Origin of the sequence: Microbacterium paraoxydans, from assembly GCF_018224615.1 — a bacterium.
In the GTDB taxonomy this organism is placed as follows: domain Bacteria; phylum Actinomycetota; class Actinomycetes; order Actinomycetales; family Microbacteriaceae; genus Microbacterium; species Microbacterium paraoxydans_B.
This window is the reverse complement of record NZ_JAGTUK010000005.1, coordinates 100,890-120,124: the sequence shown is the minus strand read 5'-3', so window position 1 is coordinate 120,124 and position 19,235 is coordinate 100,890. Positions and strand designations below refer to the sequence as shown.

Here is a 19,235-nt window from a genome sequence, read left to right as displayed (position 1 = left end):
CGCTTCAGCTGGCGCGACGCTTGAGCTTGCGGCGCTCGCGCTCGGACAGACCGCCCCAGATGCCGAAACGCTCGTCGTTGTTGAGGGCGTACTCGAGGCATTCGCCGCGCACGTCGCATGCGGTGCAGATGCGCTTGGCGTCGCGCGTGGAGCCGCCCTTCTCGGGGAAGAACGCCTCCGGGTCGGTCTGGGAGCACAGCGCATCGCTCTGCCAGGCGAGGGCGTTGTCGTCGTCCGGGTCGGACCGGCGGACCCCGGGGACACCGAGGTTGACTGGATCGACGAACCAGTTCTCCGGCACATCGGAACGGTAACCCGTCATCTCGACCTCCAACCCTTCAAAAACCGCCCCCCTGGCGGGCCGTGCTCACCTAATTACACCGGTGTCATTCGCTCGGGTCAAGTCGCGGATCGTAAACCCTCAACGGATTCTTGAAGGTTCATGGACGCCCATCGGCGTGTCGCCTCCCGCTGCGACGGGTCAGTGCCCCGGCGTCGCGACGAACGCCTCGCCCGCGCCGCGGAGGGTGAGCGTGCGCTCCGCCGCATCCGCGAACACGGCCGTGCCGACCGCGACCGCAAGCTCGTCGCCCGCAGCCGAGCCCACCCGCACGACACCGGAGGTGGCGAGCACCATCGTCGGCCCCTCGACATCGACCGTCACCGGCTGCCCGTCGAGCATCACGCGACGAAGGGCGAAGTCGGGTACCGGCACCGGATACTCCGTGATCGCCTGCCCCTCCTCCGGGCGCAGCACCGGCACCTCCCCCGTTGCGGTGTCGAGGATACGCAGCAGTTCGGCGACGTCGATGCGCTTGGGTGTCAGACCGCCGCGGAGCACGTTGTCGCTCGCCGCCATGATCTCCACGCCGAGGCCGGAGAGGTAGGCGTGCAACAGCCCGGCGCGCAGGAACACGCCCTCGCCGCGCTGCAGCACCACGTGGTTCATCAGCAACGCCACCACGACCCCGGGGTCGCCGGGGTAGTGCCGCGCGATGCCCGCGACGGCGCGAAGGGTCACGCTCCACTCCCCCGCGTCGCCCTCCGCCGCGGCGTGCACCGCGGCGATGATCTCGTCGACCTCCTGCTGCGCATCCCCGCCGAGCAGCCAGCCGATCGCCGCCCCCAGCGGGTCCTCCTGGCCCTCCAGCAACGTGCGCAACGTCGCCACCCCCGGCCCCTGCTCCAGCGCATCCAGCAACCGGAGGGTCTGCGCGACCCGGCGGAGTCCGCTCAGCGACTCGAAGCGATCGCTCAGCGCGACGATGAGCTCGGGCTTGTGGTTGTCGTCGCGGTAGTTGCGCTCGGGGTGGTCGAGCGGCAGCTCGGCCTCCTTCGCCCATCCGGCCCTCGCCTGCTCGATCGTCGGGTGCACCTGGATCGACAGCGGACTCCCCGCCGCGAGCAGCTTCAGCAGATACGGCAGCGTCCCTCCCGTGACCCGGTCGAGTGTGCCGTCGCCCACGACCTCCGCGGGATCACCGGGGTGGTCGCCGAACCACACCTCGGCCTCCGGGACACCCGTCGGCGTGCGCCCCTCCAGGTCGGCCAGCAGGGTCTGGGATCCCCAGGCGTAGTCGCGGGGCGTGTTCGTGAGCGCGAGCAGCATGCCCCCCAGCGTAGGGCCCCGCTGCGGCGCTCAGGATCGGTGCACGCCCGTCGCGGTAGCCTGAACGCGATGGCCCAGTACACCAAGCACCCGGTGGCCCCCCTTCCCACCGCGCCGGAGCGCGAGTCGACGGGGCATCTGCTGCTGCGCGGGTACGTGATCCTCGTGCTCTTCGTGGCCTTCGCGCACTCGGCCGTGTACAACCTGCTCGGCGTGGTCGGGGCCGCGGCCGTGCTCGCTCTGTTCACCATCGCGACCCTCGCGATCGGCATCCCGATGCTGGCTCGTCGTCGCCCGCAGCCCTTCCGCTGGCGCCGTCTGCCGTGGGCAGCACTCGGCTACACGGCCCTCGCCCTGGTGTCGGTGGCCTGGTCGCAGTGGCGGGGACCGACGATCGCGACCGGTCTGCTGCTGGCGGCCGTCACCGTGAACGGCCTGTTCATCGCGCACGTCCTCACGTGGCACGAGATCGTGCGCGCGCTGTCCTCCGCGTTCAAGTGGATCCTCGGGCTGTCGCTCGCCCTCGAGCTGTGGGTCTCGCTCGTGCTGCACGGACCACTGCTGCCGAACTTCGTCGACCTCCCCGACGGCAAGATCGACCCGCAGTGGTACTGGGTGCGTGACAACCTGTTCGACGGCGGCCGCATCCAGGGGATCGTCGGCAACGCCAATCTCCTCGCCATCGTGTCGCTCTTCGCGCTGATCACGTTCGGCGTGCTGTTCGCGGCGCGGGCCCGGTGGCGCACCACCCTCGCCCTCTGGATGATCCTCGCGGCCTACTTCCTGCTGCGCACATCCTCCGCCACCGCGCTCGTCTGCGCGGGAGCCGCGGCGCTTGTCCTGGTGGTGGCGCTGGTCATGCGCCGCGCAGCCACCCCGAGCGCCCGCACGCGCGTGTACGTGGTCGCGATCGGGTCGACCGTGATCGTCGGCACCGCCGTGTGGCTCCTGCGCGAGCCCCTGCTGGCGCTCCTCGGACGCAGCTCCGATCTGACCGGGCGCTCGGAGAAGATCTGGACGAAGGTGCTGGAGCGCGCCGGCGATCATCCGCTGTTCGGCAACGGCTTCTCGAGCCCGTGGGTGCCCAGCGACCCGGCGTTCGATCACTGGATCGTCGACCACGGCATCACCGTGTTCCACGCGCACAACATGTGGCTCGACGTGCTGATGCAGCTGGGCGTGGTCGGGGTCGTGCTGATGGCCGTCGCCTACGGCAGCCTGCTGTGGCGGTCCTGGTTCTTCGCGGTCGACCGGCCACGGTGGGACCTCGACGCGCACCGGCCGTTCTCGCCGATCACGCTCCTGCCGAGCCTCTACACGATCGTGCTGCTGGTGCAGGGCCTGACGGAGTCCACTCCGATCATGCTGTGGGGCTGGCTGCTGCTGGTGATGCTGTCGTTCAAGCTGAAGTCCGTGCCGCTGGTGGGCGTGGGCGAGCGTGACCTCGTGTTCGAGCGCGGCATGACGCAGCGGCGGGTGCCGTGACGCCGGGTCGCACGATCGCCCGCCTCCTCGGGTCGGCGGAGTTCGCCAGGGCGTTCACGCTCGCGGTGCTGCTCGCCGTGTTCGGCTCGTTCCTGATCGAGCGGATGACCTCGCCCGTCACGACGGCGACGATCATCACGCTGCTCTGCGTGCTGGGCGCCGCGATCCTCTGGGTGCGTCGCGAGGAGCTGTCGCTGCTGCGACTCGCGCCCTCGTCACTGATCGCGTTCCTGGCATGGGCCCTGGTGAGCCTGGTGTGGACGACGGATCGCTCGGACACCTTCTTCGGCTGGCTGTCCCTGCTGGGCTTCGCGTTCCTCGCCATCACCGTCGGCCACATCCGCGACACGCTGCAGACCGTGCGGGCGCTCGGCGACGCGCTGCGTGTGCTCCTCGGCCTGTCGCTGGGCGTGGAGATCCTGTCCGGAGTGCTGCTCGACATCCCGTTCACGTTCCTCGGCGTCCAGGGCGACCTCGCGGCGGGCGGTCCGGTGCAGGGCATCTTCGGCAGCCGCAACATGCTCGGCTTCATCGCCGTGATCGCGCTGATCACGTTCGTGATCGAGTGGCGCACGCAGTCCGTCGACCCGCCGCTCGCGGTCGTGTCGATCGCCCTCGCCGGGGGCCTGGCGTTCCTGTCGTCGTCACCCACCGTGCTCGTGCTCGCCGTCGCGGTCGGCATCGTCACCGTCGCGCTGACGATCGTCCGTCACACCTCCCCCGCGCGGCGCAACATCGTGCAGTGGGGCCTCGGGGCGCTGGTCGCGCTGGCCCTCGCCGTGGCGTTCGCGCTGCGGCACCAGATCATCGCGCTGCTCGACGCCGGCTCCGACTTCTCGATGCGGGCGAGCCTGTGGAACATGATCCTCGACTTCGTGTCCGTCAAACCGATCACCGGCTGGGGGTGGTTCGGCGACTGGGCCCGCGGCGAGTATCCCTTCACCTTCATCAACTTCCAGCTCGGCGAGCACCACCAGAGCGCGCTGAACGCCTTCTTCGACGTGCTGCTGCAGCTCGGCGCCGCGGGTCTGGTGCTGTTCCTCCTGTTGGGCGGGGTCGCCCTGATCCGCTCCTGGCTGGTGGCGAGCGTTCGCCGCTCCGTCGTCTACGCCTGGACGCCGATCACGCTGGTGACGCTGGCCGTCGACTCCATGTTCGAGAGCTTCACGCTCATCGGCGCCGGCTGGTTCCTGCTCGTGCTGTGCGCGCTCCGCGCCGGGCAGTCGCGCTCGTGGCGCGAGAACATCGACGCGGCCCACACGGGCGCCATCCCCACCCTGCGGCCGCAGGAGTGATACCCCGGCGCGCCGTCAGCGCAGCGAGCGCAGCTTCTCCGACCACGCGAGCGCGTCGCGCACGCCGTCGTCGACCGAGCGTTCGGCGCGCCAGTCCAGCACCTTCGCCGCGCGGTCCACGATGGCGTACGCGCCGGCCTGGTCGCCCGGCCGCCGCCCCGTCTCCACGACCGGCAGCGTCGCGCCCGTGACCCGCTCGAAGGCCTGGACGAGCTCGCGCACGGTGACGCCGTCACCCGTGCCCAGATTGATCACCTGGTAGGGCTCGTCGGGCGTCGCCACGTCGTCGAAGCGCTGCACCGCGGCCACGTGCGCGAGAGCGAGGTCCCAGACGTGCACGTAGTCACGCAGGCCCGAGCCGTCGCGCGTGGCCCAGTCGGTGCCCGTGATCGTGAACGGTTCGCCCGAGGCGTGCGCCTGCATGATCTTGCCCAGGGCGTGCGAGGGCGTCGGGTTCTGCAACCCGGTGCGAAGGCGGGGGTCGGCACCGATGGGGTTGAAGTAGCGGAGCGCGATCGCACGGAAGTCTCCGGAGGCCGCTGCGTCGGCCAGGATCTGCTCGACCATGGCCTTGGTCGTCGCGTAGGGGCTGGCGGGCGCCAGGGCACCGCTCTCGTCGACGCCCTCACCGGATTCGCCCGCGTAGACCGAGGCGGAGGAGCTGAACACGACGCGCGGGATGCCGGCGTCGCGCAGGCGCTGCAGCAGCACGATGGTCTTGCCCACGTTGCTGTCGTAGTAGCCGAGCGGGTCGGCGACCGACTCCGGCACGACCACGCGCGCCGCGCAGTGCACGACCGCGTCGATGTCGGGATGGTCGGTCAGCAGCCGGTCCAGCACGCCCTGGTCGGCGATGTCGCCCACGTACAGGTTGCGGCCGTCACCGAAGGCCTCGAGTCCCTTGGAGAGATCGTCGAGCACGACGACCTCGATCCCGGCCTCGATGCATGCCGTCGCCACGGTCGATCCGATGTAGCCGGCGCCGCCGGTGATCAGTACCTTCATCGCGGCCAGTCTAACCAGCCGGACTGGGCGGGACCGGAGAGGCTCTCCGCGGATCCCGAGGTGACGAACGGTAGGCTACTCACTGCTCGTCGAGTCGCACGCTGCCCACCGGCGGCGTCCCGCGACACCAACATCGGAGAACCTCCCTGTGGCCCACGTCCTTCAGAATGTCGTCTTCCCGCTCGATCGCGACCCCGACCTGCTTCCGCTCTACGCCGACCCCGAGACCTGGTCCGTGATCGAGAACGAGCCGGTCCGAGTCTCCAACCGGGCGCACCTGGGCAACATCCTCGGTCGCCACCGGGCACGTATCGTCGCTGGCCGCCGCGTGTCGCTCGGCACCTACTTCAACGCGTTCCCCGCCTCCTACTGGCAGCACTGGACGAGCGTCCGCGAGGTGCAGCTCACCGTGCGCACGACGGGCCCCGCGACGATCCTCGTCTACCGCTCGAACGGCACCGGGATCCGCCAGCGCGTGGCCACCCGCGAGGTCACCGGGGAGGCCACGACGTCGTTCGACCTGGCTCTCACGCAGTACAGCGACGGCGGATGGATCTGGTTCGACGTGGTCGCAGACGAGAAGCCCGCGGTGCTGGAGGGTGCCGAGTGGACCACGGAGCAGGAGCCCGCCCGCGTCGGCAAGGCCTCACTCGGGATCACCACCTTCAACAAGCCCGACTACTGCGTCGAGACGCTGCGGGCGCTGGCCGCGTCGCCCGATGCGCTCGAGTTCGTCGACCGCATCTTCCTGGTCGATCAGGGCACGCAGCTGGTCGAGGAGCAGGACGGCTACGACGACGTCGCGGAACGTCTCGGCGACACCCTTCAGCTGATCCGGCAGCCGAACCTCGGCGGGTCGGGCGGCTTCGCCAGGGCGATGCAGGAGACACTGCAGCGGCCAGACAGCGACTTCGTGCAGTTGCTCGACGACGACGTGCGGCTGGAGCCCGAGTCGCTGCGCCGCTCGATCGTGTTCGGGCAGTACGCCACCACGCCCGTGCTGGTCGGCGGGCACATGTTCGACCTGCTCGACCGCCCGAAGCTGCACGGCTGGGCCGAGGTCGTCGACGAAGCGCCGTTCATGTGGCGCAACCTCTACCAGGAGCAGATGCCGCACGACTTCGGCGTCTCCAACCTGCGCCAGTCGTCGCTGCTGCACATGCGCATGGACGCCGACTACAACGGCTGGTGGATGTGCCTCATCCCTGTCGAGGCGATCCGCAAGGTCGGTCTCGCACTGCCCGCGTTCATCAAGTGGGACGATGCCGAGTTCTGCCTTCGCGCCGGAGCGGCCGGCTTCCCCACCGTCTCCATGCCGGGCGTGGCGCTGTGGCACGTCTCGTGGGTCAACAAGGACGACACGATCGACTGGCAGGCCTACTTCCACGCCAGGAACCGCATCGTCGCCGGGCTCCTGCATTCGGAGGTGCCCCGCGGAGGCCGCCTCCTGCGGCACAGCAGGCGCGTCGATCTGAAGCACCTCATGATGATGCAGTACTACCCCGTCGCCCTCCGGGCCAGGGCTCTGCGCGACGTGCTGGAGGGCCCCGAGCACATGCGCAGGAACATCCGCACCGCGATGCCCGCTGCCCGGGCGCTCGCAGCCGAGTTCCCGGAGACCGTGGTGCACCGCGACCCGTCGCGCGTGCTCCACTCGCGCCGCGGCCGCCAGGTGTACAAGCTGGTGTCGAAGAACGACCTCGACAACCCCACCGGCCTGCGCCTGCGGTGGTTCACCCTGACCACCCTGCTGTCGCACTGGGTGCATCGCCCGCACCCCGCGAACGTCGTGCAGCCCGAGGCCGAGTTCGGCAAGGAGGACGCGCAGTGGTGGCGCGTCCCCGCGTTCGACAGTGTGCTGGTGAGCACCGCCGACGGCTCCGGCAAGAACATCTACACGCGCGACCGTCGCCAGTACCGGCGCATGCTGCGCGAGAGCGTCCGGCTCCACGCCGAGCTGCGCCGCCGGTGGCCGGAGCTGCGCGCGCGCTACCGCGAGGCGATGCCCGACCTCGTCTCCCCCCAGTCCTGGCAGCAGATCTTCGAGGAGAAGGCATGACCGCGGCCCCCGCTGCATTCGACCCCACCGCAGCGACGATCGTGATCGTCACCTTCAACCGTTCGCACCTCCTGTCGGGACTGCTGACCAGCATCACCGCGATGGACCCGAAGCCGGGCCGCGTGGTCATCATCGACAACGCCTCGGTGGACGACACCACCGACGTGGTCGAGTCGTTCCGCGATGACATCGGCACCGAGATCGTCTATCGACGACTGGAGACCAACACGGGTGGTTCCGGCGGCTTCAGCGAGGGTATGCGCACCGCGTACGAGCTCGGGTCCGAGTGGATCTGGATGATGGACGACGACGTGGAGGTGCTGCCGGACGGCCTCGCGAAGATGGGTCGCTGGGCCCCGCGCTTCAAGAGCATCCAGGGCCGCCGGTACGACTACGACGGCAGCGAGTTCTACTGGCAGTACCGCGTCGCCGAGCGCATGGGCATCCCGATCCCGTTCGCCCCGGCCGGGTTCGACGAGTCCGGCTACAAGCACATGAACAGCGGGTGCTTCGAGGGCATGTTCATCCACCGCTCGATCGTGCAGCAGATCGGCCTCCCCGACCCGCGGTTCTTCATCTACTGGGACGACCAGATGTACGGCTGGCTCGCCTCCCGCCTGACCACCGCGGTCATCGTGGACGAGTTCGTGCTGCGGCGCACGCGCGAGATCAAGCAGTGGGACATGGGCATCCGGCACATGAACGCGTCGAGCAACGCGTACCGCTACTACATCATGCGAAACCGCGGCTACATCAAGCAGTACTACCGCGTGCACGGGGTGTACAACCCGATCCTGTTCGGGCTCGGCACCACGGCGACCTTCGCGAAGGAGCTCATCCGCCTGGCGTTCGTCGAGCGCACGGTGCGGGGAACGAGCAACCTGTTCCGCGGACTGCGCGACGGCGGCCGGGTGGGCCGCGACCGGTCGTGGCAGCCGATGACCCCTCTGGAGGCATGACGTGTCGGATCAGCAGGAACCGCAGCCGGAACTGCGCTGGGCACCGCTTCCGCCCACGCCCCAGCGCACGGGACGGGTGTGGCTGATCGTGGGCCTGTCGGTGGCCGCACTCGCGATCATCGGCGCCCTGCTGTTCTTCCTGCTCCCCCGGGGTGACGGCCCCGACCCCGACCCGAGCCCGTCCCCGTCACGCACCGCGACGCCGACGCCGACTCCCACGCCGACCCCCACCGCGACGCCGACCGGGGGCCCGCAACCGACCCAGACGCCGATCGTGACGCAGCCGCCGGTGGTCGATCCGACCCTGGAGACCTTCCGCGGGCAGGTATCCGGCACGCTCGCCGATGCGCTCCGCGGACTCGACATCGTCGCAGGCGCGACCGGTCAGGACGCCCTGCCCGTGGTGGACACCCTGCAGGAGGATGCGCAGCGGCTGTCCGACGTGCCCCCACCCTCGTCGATCGCGGACGGGTGGCGCGACGGCACCGCCGCCTACGCGCAGCGACTCGCCGAACTCCGCACGGCGATCACCGACGGCGGAAACACCGCGGGGGCCGTCGACGCAGCGCGCACCGCGGCGCAGAACCTGCGCACCCTCGTCGGGCTCTGAGGCCAGCCCCGTCGCGACCCGGTGTCACGACGGGGGTCTCAGGCCGCGTAGTCGGCGTTGTAGCGGTCGAGCACCTCGCCGATCGGGGCGTCGAGGGCGAGCGCTCCCTTGTCGAGGTAGAGTCCGCGGGTGCAGAACCGACGCAGATCGCGTTCGTTGTGGCTCACGAAGAACAGCGTGCGCCCGTCGGCCAGCAGCTCGTCGATGCGCTTGTAGCACTTGTCCCTGAACGCTTTGTCGCCCACCGCGAGGACCTCGTCGACGAGCAGGATCGGCTCGTCCAGCTGCGACACGACCGAGAACGCCAACCGCACCTTCATCCCGTTGGAGAGGTGCTTGTAGGGCGTCTCCTCGAAGCCCGCGAGCTCCGCGAACGCGATGATGTCGTCGTATCGGCGCGACACCTCGTCGCGCGACATGCCGTGGAGCCCCGCCGTGAGCCGCACGTTCTCCCGCACGGTCAGATCGCCGACGAAGCCTCCCGTGATCTCGATGAGCGGCGCGACACCGCCGTTCACCCGCACCGAGCCCTCGTCGGGCAGCAGCACGCCGGCCACGAGCCGCAGCAGTGTGGACTTCCCCTGGCCGTTGCGGCCGACCACTCCGATCGACTCCCCCGGCTGCACCGTGAACGAGACGTCTCGGAGCGCCCAGAACTCCCCCGGGCGAGAGCGACGCGAAGCCCCGCTGAAGAGGTCCTTGAAGCTGCGCCGACCCCGCCGGTTTCGACGGAAATGGACACCCAGTCCCTGCACTTCGATCGCCGCGGACATCACAGCTCCTTCCTCGACGAGAGCACCGTGATGGCCGCGAGCGTATGGGCGTCCCGGACCGTTCCGTCCCGCACAGCGTCCGCGAGGTCCTCCACCGTGATCCAGCGACGGTCGCTGACCTCGCCGTCCGGGATCGTCCGGGGTGCGTCCGCGTCGATGCGGCACTCCACGACGGCGACCCGCTGCGGAAAGATCGACGAATCGGTCACGTAGTCTCCCAGGAGGCACGGATCGACACCGCGCAGACCGGTCTCCTCCTGCAGCTCTCGCAGGGCGGTCTCGACGGCCGTCTCCTCGGCCTCACCGGCTCCGCGCGGGAACTCCCAGAGGTCTGCTCCCACGGCGTCGCGCGCGCTCAACACGAGCAGCAGTCGGTCCCCGTCCCGCGCCACGATCACCGCCCCCGTCCGCCCGTCCGAGACGACGAGGCGGTGATGAGTGTAGACCGCGCCGTCGGCCGTGTGTCGGCGCGCGGCTTCGAGTCGCACGGGCAGCCCGTCGGAGCTGTCGTACACGGTGGTGAAGCCGTCGCTCATGACGCCGCCCCCCGGTGGAGGACGAATCGCGCCCGCGGGTCTTTCGCGAGAAGCTCCCGCAGGGCGCCGAGAGACTCGAAGGGAACGGTCGTGGCGATCGCGCCCACGAAGGCGACCCACGTCCAGACGTTGTCCACGGAGCCGATCCCCAGTCCAGGAACGGCGAGGGCGACCACGCAGAGGGCGATGACGAGTTTCGCGATCGACGTCAACAACACGGAGCCCCGTGACGGCGCGGCCGTCACCTGAGTGGCCGCGAACGCGAGCCCGCGCATCCGAGACCAGGACGGGCGCTCGCGCAGTCGGTGCCGCTGGCGACGCGACGCATCCCAGGCGACCGCGATCGTGGCGGGCGTGGAATCCCTGGCCCAGTCGACCAACGCCGTCGACAGGGGGAGCTCCACGTCATGCGCGGCACGCGCCAGATGACCGTCGCTGTCGGCACCGAAAGTCACCCAATCCGCCCCGGCGTTCTCGGCGATCATGCGGAGATAGGCATCGCCCCACCAGCGACGCACCGCGGCGCGATCAGCCTCGCCCAGGGGGAGGGCATCGATCCGCTGCCATGCGATGCTGCGGTACCGCACCTCATCGAGACGCGCCTCGGCGATCACGGACAGCGCCTCCGGTGAGGGAGCCGGCGGCGAGCCCGTGCGCAGCGGAGCATCACCACCGGCCTGCTGCTCGTACCGGATGATCCCGGACTCGACGAAGCGCAGCCACTCCTCCCAGACGTGCCGGATCTGCGGCGGTGCCTCGGAGACACCGCGCAGAGCGGGAAGCGACCACCGGAAGCCGTCGTTCGCGAGCCGCACCTCGAGCCCCTCCCTGAGGGTCGGGTGCACGCCGGTGATCGTGAGCGGGTAGCGCCCCGGCGTCGCGCCCAGCTCGCTCATGACGCCGTCGGGGCCCAGCGCCATGAAGTACGCCCCGTCGAGCAGCATGGCGTCGGTCACCAGGATCTCGCTGGAGACGAGCATGCCGATCCGGAGCATGCCCGTCAGCTCGGTGATCGCCTCGCGCACGTCGGAAGCACCATCGAAGAGCGCCGCCTGCGCGGGCGAGTCGAGCTCCGCGATGAGCACGCGTGCAGCCGCGGACATCACAGCTCCTTCAGCACCGGACGCTCGAGGCTCCGGAACGTCCACACGCCGAGGGCGAGGATGACCACGCACATCACGACGCTCACGATCACCGGCATCGGATCCCACAGCTCGGGGAAGAACCCCACGCGGTAGAGCGTGAAGATCCCGGCGAGCGGGTTGAACGCACCGATCACGTCGAACGGCGCCGGCAGGTCCTCGAAGGAGTAGATCACCGGCGAGGCGTAGAACAGCGCGCGCAGGATCAGGGCGGTCGTGCGCTCCAGATCGGCGTACAGCACGCACAGCGGTGCCACGAGCAGCCCGAGACCGACCAGCAGCATGATCTGCAGGAGGATCGCGACCGGGAACCACAGCAGCATCACGTTGACCGTGGCGCCGCTGAACACCGCGAACAGCACGAGCACCGGAATCGAGAACAGGAACTCGATGCCCTTGCTGAGCACGATGCGATTGACCCAGATCGACCTCGGGATCGCGGTCGAGCGCACGAGGCGCGAGTCCTTCTTGAACGCCCGCGTGAAGTCCGATACCGACGTGTTGAACCACACCCACGGCAGCAGAGCCACGATGAGGAACACGATGTACGGGTCTTCGCCCACGCTCCGGTGGAACACCTGCGTGAACACGAACCAGTAGATCGCGCTCATCACCAGCGGATCGAGCACCGACCACAGGTAGCCGAGGGCGCTCGTCGCGTACCGCACCTTCAGGTCACGGGCGGAGAGCAGCCACAGCGAATGCAGATAGCGCCGGGGCGTCCCGGGCGCCCCGACAGCAGCGTGACTCACGGTTCCGAGTCTAGGAGAGAGTGTTGTTCCAGAGCGACAGCGCCGACCCGATGGCCATGTGCATGTCGAGGTACTGGTACGTGCCCAGACGGCCACCGAAGTGCACGTCCTTCTCGCCCTTCGCCAGTTCGCGGTACGCCAGCAGCCCCTCGCGGTCGGTCGGCGTGTTCACCGGGTAGTACGGCTCGTCCCCGCGCTCGGCGAAGCGCGAGAACTCGCGCATGATGACCGTCTTGTCGGAGTCGTACACGTCCTTGCGCTCGGGGTGGAAGTGCTTGAACTCGTGGATGCGCGTGTACGGCACGTCCATGTCCGGGTAGTTCATGACGCTCGTGCCCTGGAAGTCGCGGACGTTCAGCACTTCCTGCTCGAAGTCCAGCGTGCGCCAGCTCAGCGCGCCCTCCGCGTAGTCGAAGTAGCGATCAACCGGTCCCGTATAGACCACAGGCACCTGGCCGACGGTGGCCGTCTTGTTCAGCGGCTGGGACTCGTCGAAGTAGTCGACGCCGAGCTTGACCTCGATGTTGGGGTGGTCGGCCATGCGCTCCAGCCACGCCGTGTAGCCGTCCGTGGGCAGACCCTCCCACGTGTCGTTGAAGTAGCGGTTGTCGTAGGTGTAGCGCACGGGCAGGCGGCTGATGATGTCGCCGGACAGCTTCTGCGGGTCGGTCTGCCACTGCTTGGCGGTGTAGTCGCGGAAGAACGCCTCGAAGAGCGGGCGCCCGACGAGGGCGATGCCCTTCTCCTCGAAGTTCGTCGCCGACTTCACGTCGAACTCGCCGGCCTGCTCCTTCACCAGCGCACGCGCCTGATCGGGCGTGTAGGCGGCCTGGAAGAACTGGTTGATCGTGCCCAGGTTCACCGGCATCGGAAACACCGTGCCCTTGTGGGTGGTGTACACGCGGTGCACGTAGTTCGTGAACGTGGTGAAACGGTTGACGTACTCCCACACGGTCGCGTTCGACGTGTGGAAGAGGTGCGCGCCGTAGCGGTGCACCTCGATTCCGGTCTCCGGCTCCGCCTCGCTGTAGGCGTTACCGCCGATGTGGGGGCGGCGATCGATGACGGTCACCGTGCGTCCCGCTTCCGCGGCGCGCTCGGCGATGGTGAGGCCGAAGAAACCCGACCCGACGACGAGAAGATCCATGCCTCAATCGTATCGGCGCGCGCCTGGGAGCTTGAGCCGCGGCGCTCCCCTGCCGATGGTCAGACCGCGGCGGAGGTGCGCCCGGCTCCGACGACCATGCGGGGCGTGCCGGCCCAGACGGCGGCATCGGTCACGGCGCGCCCGTCGACCAGGAGACGGATCTCCGGCAGTTGCACCGGGCGAAGCGTGCGGTACTCGGCGTGGTCGGTCTGCACGATCGCAAGATCGACGCCGTCGCCCAGCGCGTACGGCTCGAGCCCGAGCGCGCGCAGTTCGTCATCCGTGTACAGCGGGTCGTGCACGCGCACCTCGGCGCCCCGGCGACGCAGGGCCTCGACCGTGGGGAACACACCGGAGAACGCCGTCTCCTTCACGCCGCCCCGGTAGGCCGCGCCCAGCACGACCGCACGCAGCCCCGACAGATCGCCCAGCATCCCCTCGGCCTGGGCGACCAGGCGCTCGGGCATCGACTCGTTGAACTCCCGCGCCGTGCGCACGATGTCGGCGTCGGGGTCGGTCGACAGGTACAGCTTCGGGTACACCGGGATGCAGTGCCCGCCCACCGCGATACCGGGGCGGTGGATGTGGCTGAACACCTGGGAGTTGCAGGCCTCGATCACCTGGTAGACGTCGATGCCGTTGGCGCCGGCGAACAGCGCGAACTGGTTCGCCAAGCCGATGTTCACATCGCGATACGTGGTCTCGGCGAGCTTGGCCATCTCGGCCGCCTCGGCGCTCTGCAGGTCCCACACCCCGTTGGCGCGCGGCAGGTCGGGACGGTCGTCGAAGTCGAGCACCGACTCGTAGAACTCTACGGCGCGCCGGGCGCCCTGGTCGGAGAGGGCACCGATCAGCTTGGGGTACTTGCGCAGATCCGCGAAGATGCGCCCGGAGAACACCCGCTCCGGCGAGAACACGACGTGGAAGTCCTCCCCCTCACGCAGCCCGGAGACCTCTTCAAGCAGCGGCTTCCAACGGCCGCGCGTCACTCCGACCGGGAGCGTCGTCTCATACGACACGAGCGTTCCCGGGGTCAGGTGCTCCGCGAGCGAGCGAGTGGCGGCGTCCATCCACCCGAACTCCGGCTCGGCGGTCTCCTCGTTCACGAACAGCGGGACGACCACCACCACGGCGTCGGCTCCGGGGATCGCGTCGGCGTAGTCCGTCGTCGCACGCAGCCGCCCGGCATCCAGCGCCTCGGTCAGCTTCTCCTGCAGCTGCGCCTCGCCCGGGAACGGCTCGATGCCCCGGTTGACGCTGTCCACGAGGGCCGCGTTGACGTCGACCCCGACCACGTCGTGCCCCTTGCTGGCGAACTGGACGGCGAGGGGGAGGCCGATCTTTCCGAGGGCCACGACGGCAATACGCATGGGTTCGAGTATATTCCGGCGCGGGTGACCGGCTCCGCGCGCGGAGGGCTCAGCGGCGCTCGGACAGCACCGCGATCACGCGCTCGGCGGCGTTCCCGTCACCGTACGGCGCGGCGTCCGTCGGCACCGGACGCGGACGGGTCACGGCCGCGGCGATCTCCTCGCGCGTGTTCGCGAGCACGTTCCAGCCCAGCTCCACCGTCTCCACCCACTCCGTCTCGGTGCGCACGGTCGTGCAGGGCACCCGCAGCAGGAACGCCTCCTTCTGGAGACCGCCCGAATCCGTCACGACGCCCGCGCTCGCGGCCGCCGCCGCGATCAGGTCGGGGTAGGCGAGCGGCGCCCGCGCGGCGAGGGAGCCGCTGTTGAGGTCGATGCCGTGCGCCGCAGCCTTCGCCACGACACGCGGGTGCGCAAGCAGCACCACGGGACGGTCGAGCCCGGCCAGCGCCTCGACCACCTGCCGCAGTCGGGCAGGGTCGTCGGTGTTCTCCGCGCGGTGGATCGTGGCGAGGTAGTACTCACCGGGCGCCGCGTCCAGCCGCTCCCCCTCGTCCGCCCCACGCCGGGCCACACGGTCGCGCACGTCGAACAGCACGTCGGTCATCACGTCGCCCACCAGCACTGTGCGCTCGGCCAGACCCTCGCGCGTGAGATGGTCGACCGCGACCTGGGTCGGGGCGAGCAGCAGGTCGGCCGCGTGGTCGGTCAGGACCCGGTTGTGCTCCTCGGGCATGCGACGGTTGAAGCTGCGGAGCCCGGCCTCCAGGTGCGCCACGGGGATGTGCAGCTTGACCGCGCTCAGCGCCGCTGCCACCGTCGAGTTGGTGTCGCCGTACACCAGCACCCAGTCGGGGCGGTGCTCGTCGAACACCGCATCCAGGGCGCCCAGCATCGCACCGGTCTGCACGCCGTGCGAGCCGCTGCCGACTCCGAGGTGCACGTCCGGCGCGCCGATACCGAGATCCTCGAAGAACACGTCGGACAGGAGCGGGTCGTAGTGCTGCCCGGTGTGCACGATCACGTGCTCCACACCGGCCGCACGCGCGGCATGATGGATCGGGGCGAGCTTGACGAACTGGGGGCGCGCGCCGACGACGCTGACGATCTTCACGAGCATCTACTCTACGGAGCCCGCCGGCTCACGCGTCGAGGAACGGCCGCAGCACCTGGGCCGACATCGTCCCGTCGTGCACGGCTCGCACGAACGCCGGCCCCTCCGCGGCCCTCCTGGCGTAGTGCTCGCGGTTCCCGGCGATCTCGCGCAGCACGTCCTCCAACTCCGCTGCCCTGGCCTGCACCACCGGCAGCTCCGCACCGCTGGCCGCGCGCACCGCCGCCCTGGTCTCCTCCGCCACGTGGCTCACCACGAGTCGTCCGGACGCGAGCGCCTCGCACACCGCAACTCCGTAGGCACCGGCGAGGAACTGATCCAGCACGATGTCCGCGCCGCCGTAGAGCTCCGGCATGCGCTCGGCGGGGATGCCCCGCACCTCGGTGTACTCGATGAGCCCCTCGGCCTGGAGCCGCTGGACGGCCGCGGCGATGCGATCGCTGCCCTTCAGCCCCGCGCTCGAGGGGGCATGCACGACCTGGAGCGGCCTGTCGCCGCTGAGCGCCGGGCGATGCGCCGCCGACGCCCAGCGGTGCGGGTCCACCACGACCGGCAGCCACGTGGCCCCCGGCGCGAACGGCAGCAGATCCGGGGTGGAGACGAACACGGGCACCCCGGCGGCCTGCGCGAGGCGCGCATGCCGCTCGGCGATCTCCTCGAGCACGGCGGTCCCGGCATAGCGGTCGCCGTGGAAGGGCGAGTCGGGTTCACGTGCCGCGTGCGCACTCGGAAGACGGATGTCGCTTCCGTGCCACACCAGCGCCACGCGGACGCCCGCGGCCTGCAGCTCACGCACGAGCTCCAACGGGTCGCCGTCGAGTTCGAACAGGTGACGCCCCGACTCGATCATCACGTGAGTGAAGCCGTGAAGGATGGCACGGCGCTGCGCGCGGCGCCAGCGGTCGTTGCCGATCAGCGCCGTCGCGGGGATCAGATGATCGGCGGCGAAGCCGAACACGTCGTCTCCCCCGCGGAACATCGCGCTGGCGGCCGCGACATCGGGCAGCGTCTCGGCCGCTCGCGCCCACGCGTACCCCTGCCCCGCCGAGTTCACGGGCGCGATGAGCAGCCGGCGTCCGGCACCGCGCACCGAGGTGACCCCCGTCTCGCGGAACTGGCGCACATGCCCGGGGAGCACGTACCCCGCGATCGAGGCGGGCACGAGCGTCTGCGCGACGCGATACACCCGCGCCGCGAGGTCAGACACGACCCGCCGAACGTGCGACGATCTCCTCCACGGCCCGCGCCCACACCTCCACCTGGCGCTCCGCGGAGAGCGGATCGGCGGCACGCATCGCCGCCTGCTTGAACTCGTCGACGCGCTCGGGCGTGAGAGCGTCGATGGTCGCCGCGATCGACGCCTCGTCGAAGCCCTCGGTGACCACGCCGAGGTCGTGCTCGCGGACGATACGCGCCATCTCGATCGACGGCCCGACGATGATGCCCAGGCGCGCCTGCACGTAGTCGAAGAACTTGTTCGGCAGCGCCATCACGTTGTTGGTGCTCACCGGCTGGAGGATATGGATGCCGAGGTCATACTGATTGAGGGTCTCGATGAGCACGGACTGCGGCACGGGATCGTGCACCGTGATCCGCGGTCCCAGTTCCTCGGCGAGCGCCACGAACTCGGAACGCATCTTCTCGGGCTGCCACGTCAGGTACAGGTCGAACGTGACCTCGACCGGCGAGGCCGCGACCGCGCGCATGATCTCGCCGAGGCTGCGCTCGTGGAAGGGATTGCCGCTGTGCACGAGCCGGATCGAGGAGCCGACCGGGCGGTACGGGAGGTCGCGCAGGTGCGTCGAGTTCGTCACCACCCCGGGGTAGATGCCGTACTCGTGGTAGCGCTTGGCGATCTCGCCGCCGACCGTGGTCGACGAGTGCGCCTGCGACACGAGGTGCTTCGTCATCCACGACCAGTACCGCTGGTGGCGCCGGCCGAGGCGGGTGTCGTCGAAGCCCATGTCGGGGAAGAACTCGTGCAGATCCGCGTGCACGCGGTCGGCGCCGAACAGGCGGCACGCCACGCCCACCGTCTCCGCGTCATTCGCGATCACGGCGTCGAACCGCCGGCCCTCGAGCAGGTGGATGGTCTCCAGCACCCCGGGAGTCTGGAAGTACATGCGCCGGAAGCCCTCCGTGCGCAGCGCGAACTCATCCCGGATCCTCGTCACGATGTCCCGCTTCGGGGGGAGGTCGCCACGGATCTCCACGTGCGTCACCCCGGGGTGCGGCGACGGACCGGGAGAGCACGTGGTCACGTCGTATTCGTCGACGAAGCGGCGAACCTGCTTGATGACGCGCGGATCGCCGTCGATCGGCACGAACGACAGGATCAGGAGCGTGGGGCGCGCGGAGGATCGGCTCACCACGTCGCGACCAGCCCGCCCCAGGAGAGGCCGACGCCGAAGCCGAGGAGCATCACGCGCATGCCCGGCTTCAGCGCGCCCTGACGCTCGGCGTCGGCGAGCGCGATCGGTATCGTCGACGACACCGTGTTGCCCGACTCTGCGAGAGAGACGAAAAACTTCTCGGACGGCACTTTCAGTTTCTTGCGCAGGTGCTCGAGCATGAACGCGTTCGCCTGGTGGAACACGAACAGGTCGATGTCGTCCTGCTCCAGCTGCGCCTTGGTGAGGATCTGCTCGACCGTCTCCGGCACGACGCGCAGGGTGAAGTTGAAGATGTCGGGACCGTCCATGTACAGGTCGTAGCCCGACGCGACGAGCTCGCGCACCGCCGTATCGGCCTTGGGCTGCAGCGTCGCGCCCGCGCGCAGACCACCGTTGGGCACGATGAGGCTCTTGCCGCCGGAGCCGTCGGTGCCGTACGTCATGGCGGTGAGTGCCGTGTCGCTGCCGTCCGCCGTGACGAGCGTCGCGGCCGCGCCGTCACCGAAGATCGTGCGCACGGACTTGTCCGCCGGATTGATGAACTTCGTGTACGTGTCGGCCGTGACCACCAGGACGTTGGCGGCCTGGCCCGACTCGATCAGACCCTTCGCCAGCCCCAGGGCGTAGATGTAGCCCGAGCAGCCGAGCGTGATGTCAGTGGCACCGGCCGAGGTGGGGATTCCCAGGGCGTCTTGCACGATGCAGGCGGTCGACGGGAGGTAGTAGTCGGGGCTCTGCGTGCAGAGGATCACGTAGTCGATCGACTGCGGGTCGATGCCGTCACGCTCGAACAGACGCCGCGCGGCCGCGATGGCGAGGTCGGACGAGAACTCGTCGGGACCGGAGATGTGGCGACGGTCGATCCCGGTCTTCCCGGAGATCTTCTCCACGCTCCACTCCGGGAACTCTCGGGAGAGGTCTTCGTTGCTGAGGACGGTCTCGGGCAGGTAGTAATCGACGGCAGCGATGCGGGCACCCATGCGCTC

At 69.6% G+C, this 19,235-nt stretch carries 18 protein-coding genes; 5 read left to right on the top strand and 13 right to left on the bottom strand.

What is annotated here, in order from left to right; genetic code table 11:
- Window positions 1–4: 4 nt before the first annotated feature.
- Window positions 5–322 carry a WhiB family transcriptional regulator gene (locus KE274_RS16105; protein ID WP_211545558.1) on the bottom strand — a complete coding sequence of 106 codons (318 nt, stop codon included), beginning with the start codon at window positions 320–322 and terminating at the stop codon, window positions 5–7.
- Window positions 323–481: 159 nt separating this feature from the next.
- Window positions 482–1,609: a mannose-6-phosphate isomerase, class I gene (gene manA, locus KE274_RS16100; RefSeq protein WP_211545557.1), complete on the bottom strand. Its 1,128-nt coding sequence runs from the start codon at window positions 1,607–1,609 to the stop codon at window positions 482–484.
- A gap of 69 nt (window positions 1,610–1,678) precedes the next feature.
- On the opposite strand from manA, the gene KE274_RS16095 reads away from it, so the two are divergent.
- Both KE274_RS16095 and KE274_RS16090 read left to right on the top strand, forming a co-directional pair.
- Window positions 1,679–3,094 (top strand): O-antigen ligase family protein, encoded by a 1,416-nt coding sequence (locus KE274_RS16095; protein WP_211545556.1) that lies wholly within the window; start codon window positions 1,679–1,681, stop codon window positions 3,092–3,094.
- On the top strand, window positions 3,091–4,389 hold the full coding sequence (locus KE274_RS16090) for an O-antigen ligase family protein (protein WP_211545555.1): 1,299 nt from the start codon (window positions 3,091–3,093) through the stop codon (window positions 4,387–4,389). Before KE274_RS16095 ends, KE274_RS16090 begins: the two co-directional genes overlap by 4 nt.
- Window positions 4,390–4,404: 15 nt before the next feature.
- On the opposite strand, the gene galE is transcribed toward KE274_RS16090, so the two are convergent.
- Entirely contained in the window at window positions 4,405–5,394 is a 990-nt protein-coding gene (galE, locus tag KE274_RS16085; protein ID WP_249186540.1) for a UDP-glucose 4-epimerase GalE, read from the bottom strand.
- A gap of 148 nt (window positions 5,395–5,542) precedes the next feature.
- On the opposite strand from galE, the gene KE274_RS16080 reads away from it, so the two are divergent.
- Genes KE274_RS16080 through KE274_RS16070 form a run of 3 tightly spaced genes read left to right on the top strand, consistent with a single transcriptional unit; the run spans window position 5,543 to window position 9,022 of the window.
- The gene (locus KE274_RS16080) at window positions 5,543–7,453 is read left to right on the top strand and encodes a glycosyltransferase (RefSeq protein ID WP_211545554.1); all 1,911 of its coding nucleotides are present in this window, start codon (window positions 5,543–5,545) and stop codon (window positions 7,451–7,453) included.
- Entirely contained in the window at window positions 7,450–8,412 is a 963-nt protein-coding gene (locus tag KE274_RS16075) for a glycosyltransferase family 2 protein (protein ID WP_211545553.1), read from the top strand. The genes KE274_RS16080 and KE274_RS16075 overlap by 4 nt, the downstream gene beginning before the upstream one ends.
- Window position 8,413: 1 nt before the next feature.
- Window positions 8,414–9,022: a hypothetical protein gene (locus KE274_RS16070; protein WP_211545552.1), complete on the top strand. Its 609-nt coding sequence runs from the start codon at window positions 8,414–8,416 to the stop codon at window positions 9,020–9,022.
- A 38-nt stretch (window positions 9,023–9,060) separates the two neighbouring features.
- Here KE274_RS16070 and KE274_RS16065 read toward each other — a convergent pair whose 3' ends face one another.
- The 10 genes from KE274_RS16065 to KE274_RS16020 are packed head-to-tail and all read right to left on the bottom strand — an operon-like array spanning window position 9,061 to window position 19,229.
- Window positions 9,061–9,795: an ABC transporter ATP-binding protein gene (locus KE274_RS16065; RefSeq protein WP_211545551.1), complete on the bottom strand. Its 735-nt coding sequence runs from the start codon at window positions 9,793–9,795 to the stop codon at window positions 9,061–9,063.
- Entirely contained in the window at window positions 9,795–10,331 is a 537-nt protein-coding gene (locus KE274_RS16060) for an NUDIX hydrolase (RefSeq protein ID WP_211545550.1), read from the bottom strand. Before KE274_RS16060 ends, KE274_RS16065 begins: the two co-directional genes overlap by 1 nt.
- The gene (locus tag KE274_RS16055; protein WP_211545549.1) at window positions 10,328–11,434 is read right to left on the bottom strand and encodes a hypothetical protein; all 1,107 of its coding nucleotides are present in this window, start codon (window positions 11,432–11,434) and stop codon (window positions 10,328–10,330) included. Before KE274_RS16055 ends, KE274_RS16060 begins: the two co-directional genes overlap by 4 nt.
- Window positions 11,434–12,225 carry an ABC transporter permease gene (locus tag KE274_RS16050; protein WP_211545548.1) on the bottom strand — a complete coding sequence of 264 codons (792 nt, stop codon included), beginning with the start codon at window positions 12,223–12,225 and terminating at the stop codon, window positions 11,434–11,436. The genes KE274_RS16055 and KE274_RS16050 overlap by 1 nt, the downstream gene beginning before the upstream one ends.
- Before the next feature lie 10 nt (window positions 12,226–12,235).
- Window positions 12,236–13,372: a UDP-galactopyranose mutase gene (gene glf, locus KE274_RS16045; protein WP_211545547.1), complete on the bottom strand. Its 1,137-nt coding sequence runs from the start codon at window positions 13,370–13,372 to the stop codon at window positions 12,236–12,238.
- 59 nt (window positions 13,373–13,431) lie between these two features.
- Window positions 13,432–14,742 (bottom strand): nucleotide sugar dehydrogenase, encoded by a 1,311-nt coding sequence (locus KE274_RS16040; protein ID WP_211545546.1) that lies wholly within the window; start codon window positions 14,740–14,742, stop codon window positions 13,432–13,434.
- A 49-nt stretch (window positions 14,743–14,791) separates the two neighbouring features.
- Window positions 14,792–15,856, bottom strand: coding sequence for a non-hydrolyzing UDP-N-acetylglucosamine 2-epimerase (gene wecB / locus KE274_RS16035; RefSeq protein ID WP_307872237.1), 1,065 nt, complete (start codon window positions 15,854–15,856; stop codon window positions 14,792–14,794).
- A 28-nt stretch (window positions 15,857–15,884) separates the two neighbouring features.
- On the bottom strand, window positions 15,885–17,063 hold the full coding sequence (locus KE274_RS16030; protein ID WP_211545544.1) for a hypothetical protein: 1,179 nt from the start codon (window positions 17,061–17,063) through the stop codon (window positions 15,885–15,887).
- Window positions 17,056–18,225 carry a glycosyltransferase family 1 protein gene (locus tag KE274_RS16025; RefSeq protein WP_211545543.1) on the bottom strand — a complete coding sequence of 390 codons (1,170 nt, stop codon included), beginning with the start codon at window positions 18,223–18,225 and terminating at the stop codon, window positions 17,056–17,058. The genes KE274_RS16030 and KE274_RS16025 overlap by 8 nt, the downstream gene beginning before the upstream one ends.
- Complete coding sequence (locus tag KE274_RS16020) at window positions 18,222–19,229, bottom strand: 3-oxoacyl-ACP synthase III family protein (protein ID WP_211545542.1); 1,008 nt, start codon at window positions 19,227–19,229, stop codon at window positions 18,222–18,224. The genes KE274_RS16025 and KE274_RS16020 overlap by 4 nt, the downstream gene beginning before the upstream one ends.
- Between the last annotated feature and the right edge of the window lie 6 nt (window positions 19,230–19,235).

What these genes read in the sequence shown, in the direction of transcription:
- KE274_RS16065 (WP_211545551.1), bottom strand. Translation starts at nt 9,795, where the DNA reads ATGTCCGCGGCGATCGAAGTGCAGGGACTGGGTGTCCATTTCCGTCGA.
- KE274_RS16095 (WP_211545556.1), top strand. Translation starts at nt 1,679, where the DNA reads ATGGCCCAGTACACCAAGCACCCGGTGGCCCCCCTTCCCACCGCGCCG.
- KE274_RS16105 (WP_211545558.1), bottom strand. Translation starts at nt 322, where the DNA reads ATGACGGGTTACCGTTCCGATGTGCCGGAGAACTGGTTCGTCGATCCA.
- glf (WP_211545547.1), bottom strand. Translation starts at nt 13,372, where the DNA reads ATGGATCTTCTCGTCGTCGGGTCGGGTTTCTTCGGCCTCACCATCGCC.
- KE274_RS16055 (WP_211545549.1), bottom strand. Translation starts at nt 11,434, where the DNA reads ATGTCCGCGGCTGCACGCGTGCTCATCGCGGAGCTCGACTCGCCCGCG.
- galE (WP_249186540.1), bottom strand. Translation starts at nt 5,394, where the DNA reads ATGAAGGTACTGATCACCGGCGGCGCCGGCTACATCGGATCGACCGTG.
- KE274_RS16020 (WP_211545542.1), bottom strand. Translation starts at nt 19,229, where the DNA reads ATGGGTGCCCGCATCGCTGCCGTCGATTACTACCTGCCCGAGACCGTC.
- KE274_RS16075 (WP_211545553.1), top strand. Translation starts at nt 7,450, where the DNA reads ATGACCGCGGCCCCCGCTGCATTCGACCCCACCGCAGCGACGATCGTG.
- KE274_RS16040 (WP_211545546.1), bottom strand. Translation starts at nt 14,742, where the DNA reads ATGCGTATTGCCGTCGTGGCCCTCGGAAAGATCGGCCTCCCCCTCGCC.
- KE274_RS16060 (WP_211545550.1), bottom strand. Translation starts at nt 10,331, where the DNA reads ATGAGCGACGGCTTCACCACCGTGTACGACAGCTCCGACGGGCTGCCC.
- manA (WP_211545557.1), bottom strand. Translation starts at nt 1,609, where the DNA reads ATGCTGCTCGCGCTCACGAACACGCCCCGCGACTACGCCTGGGGATCC.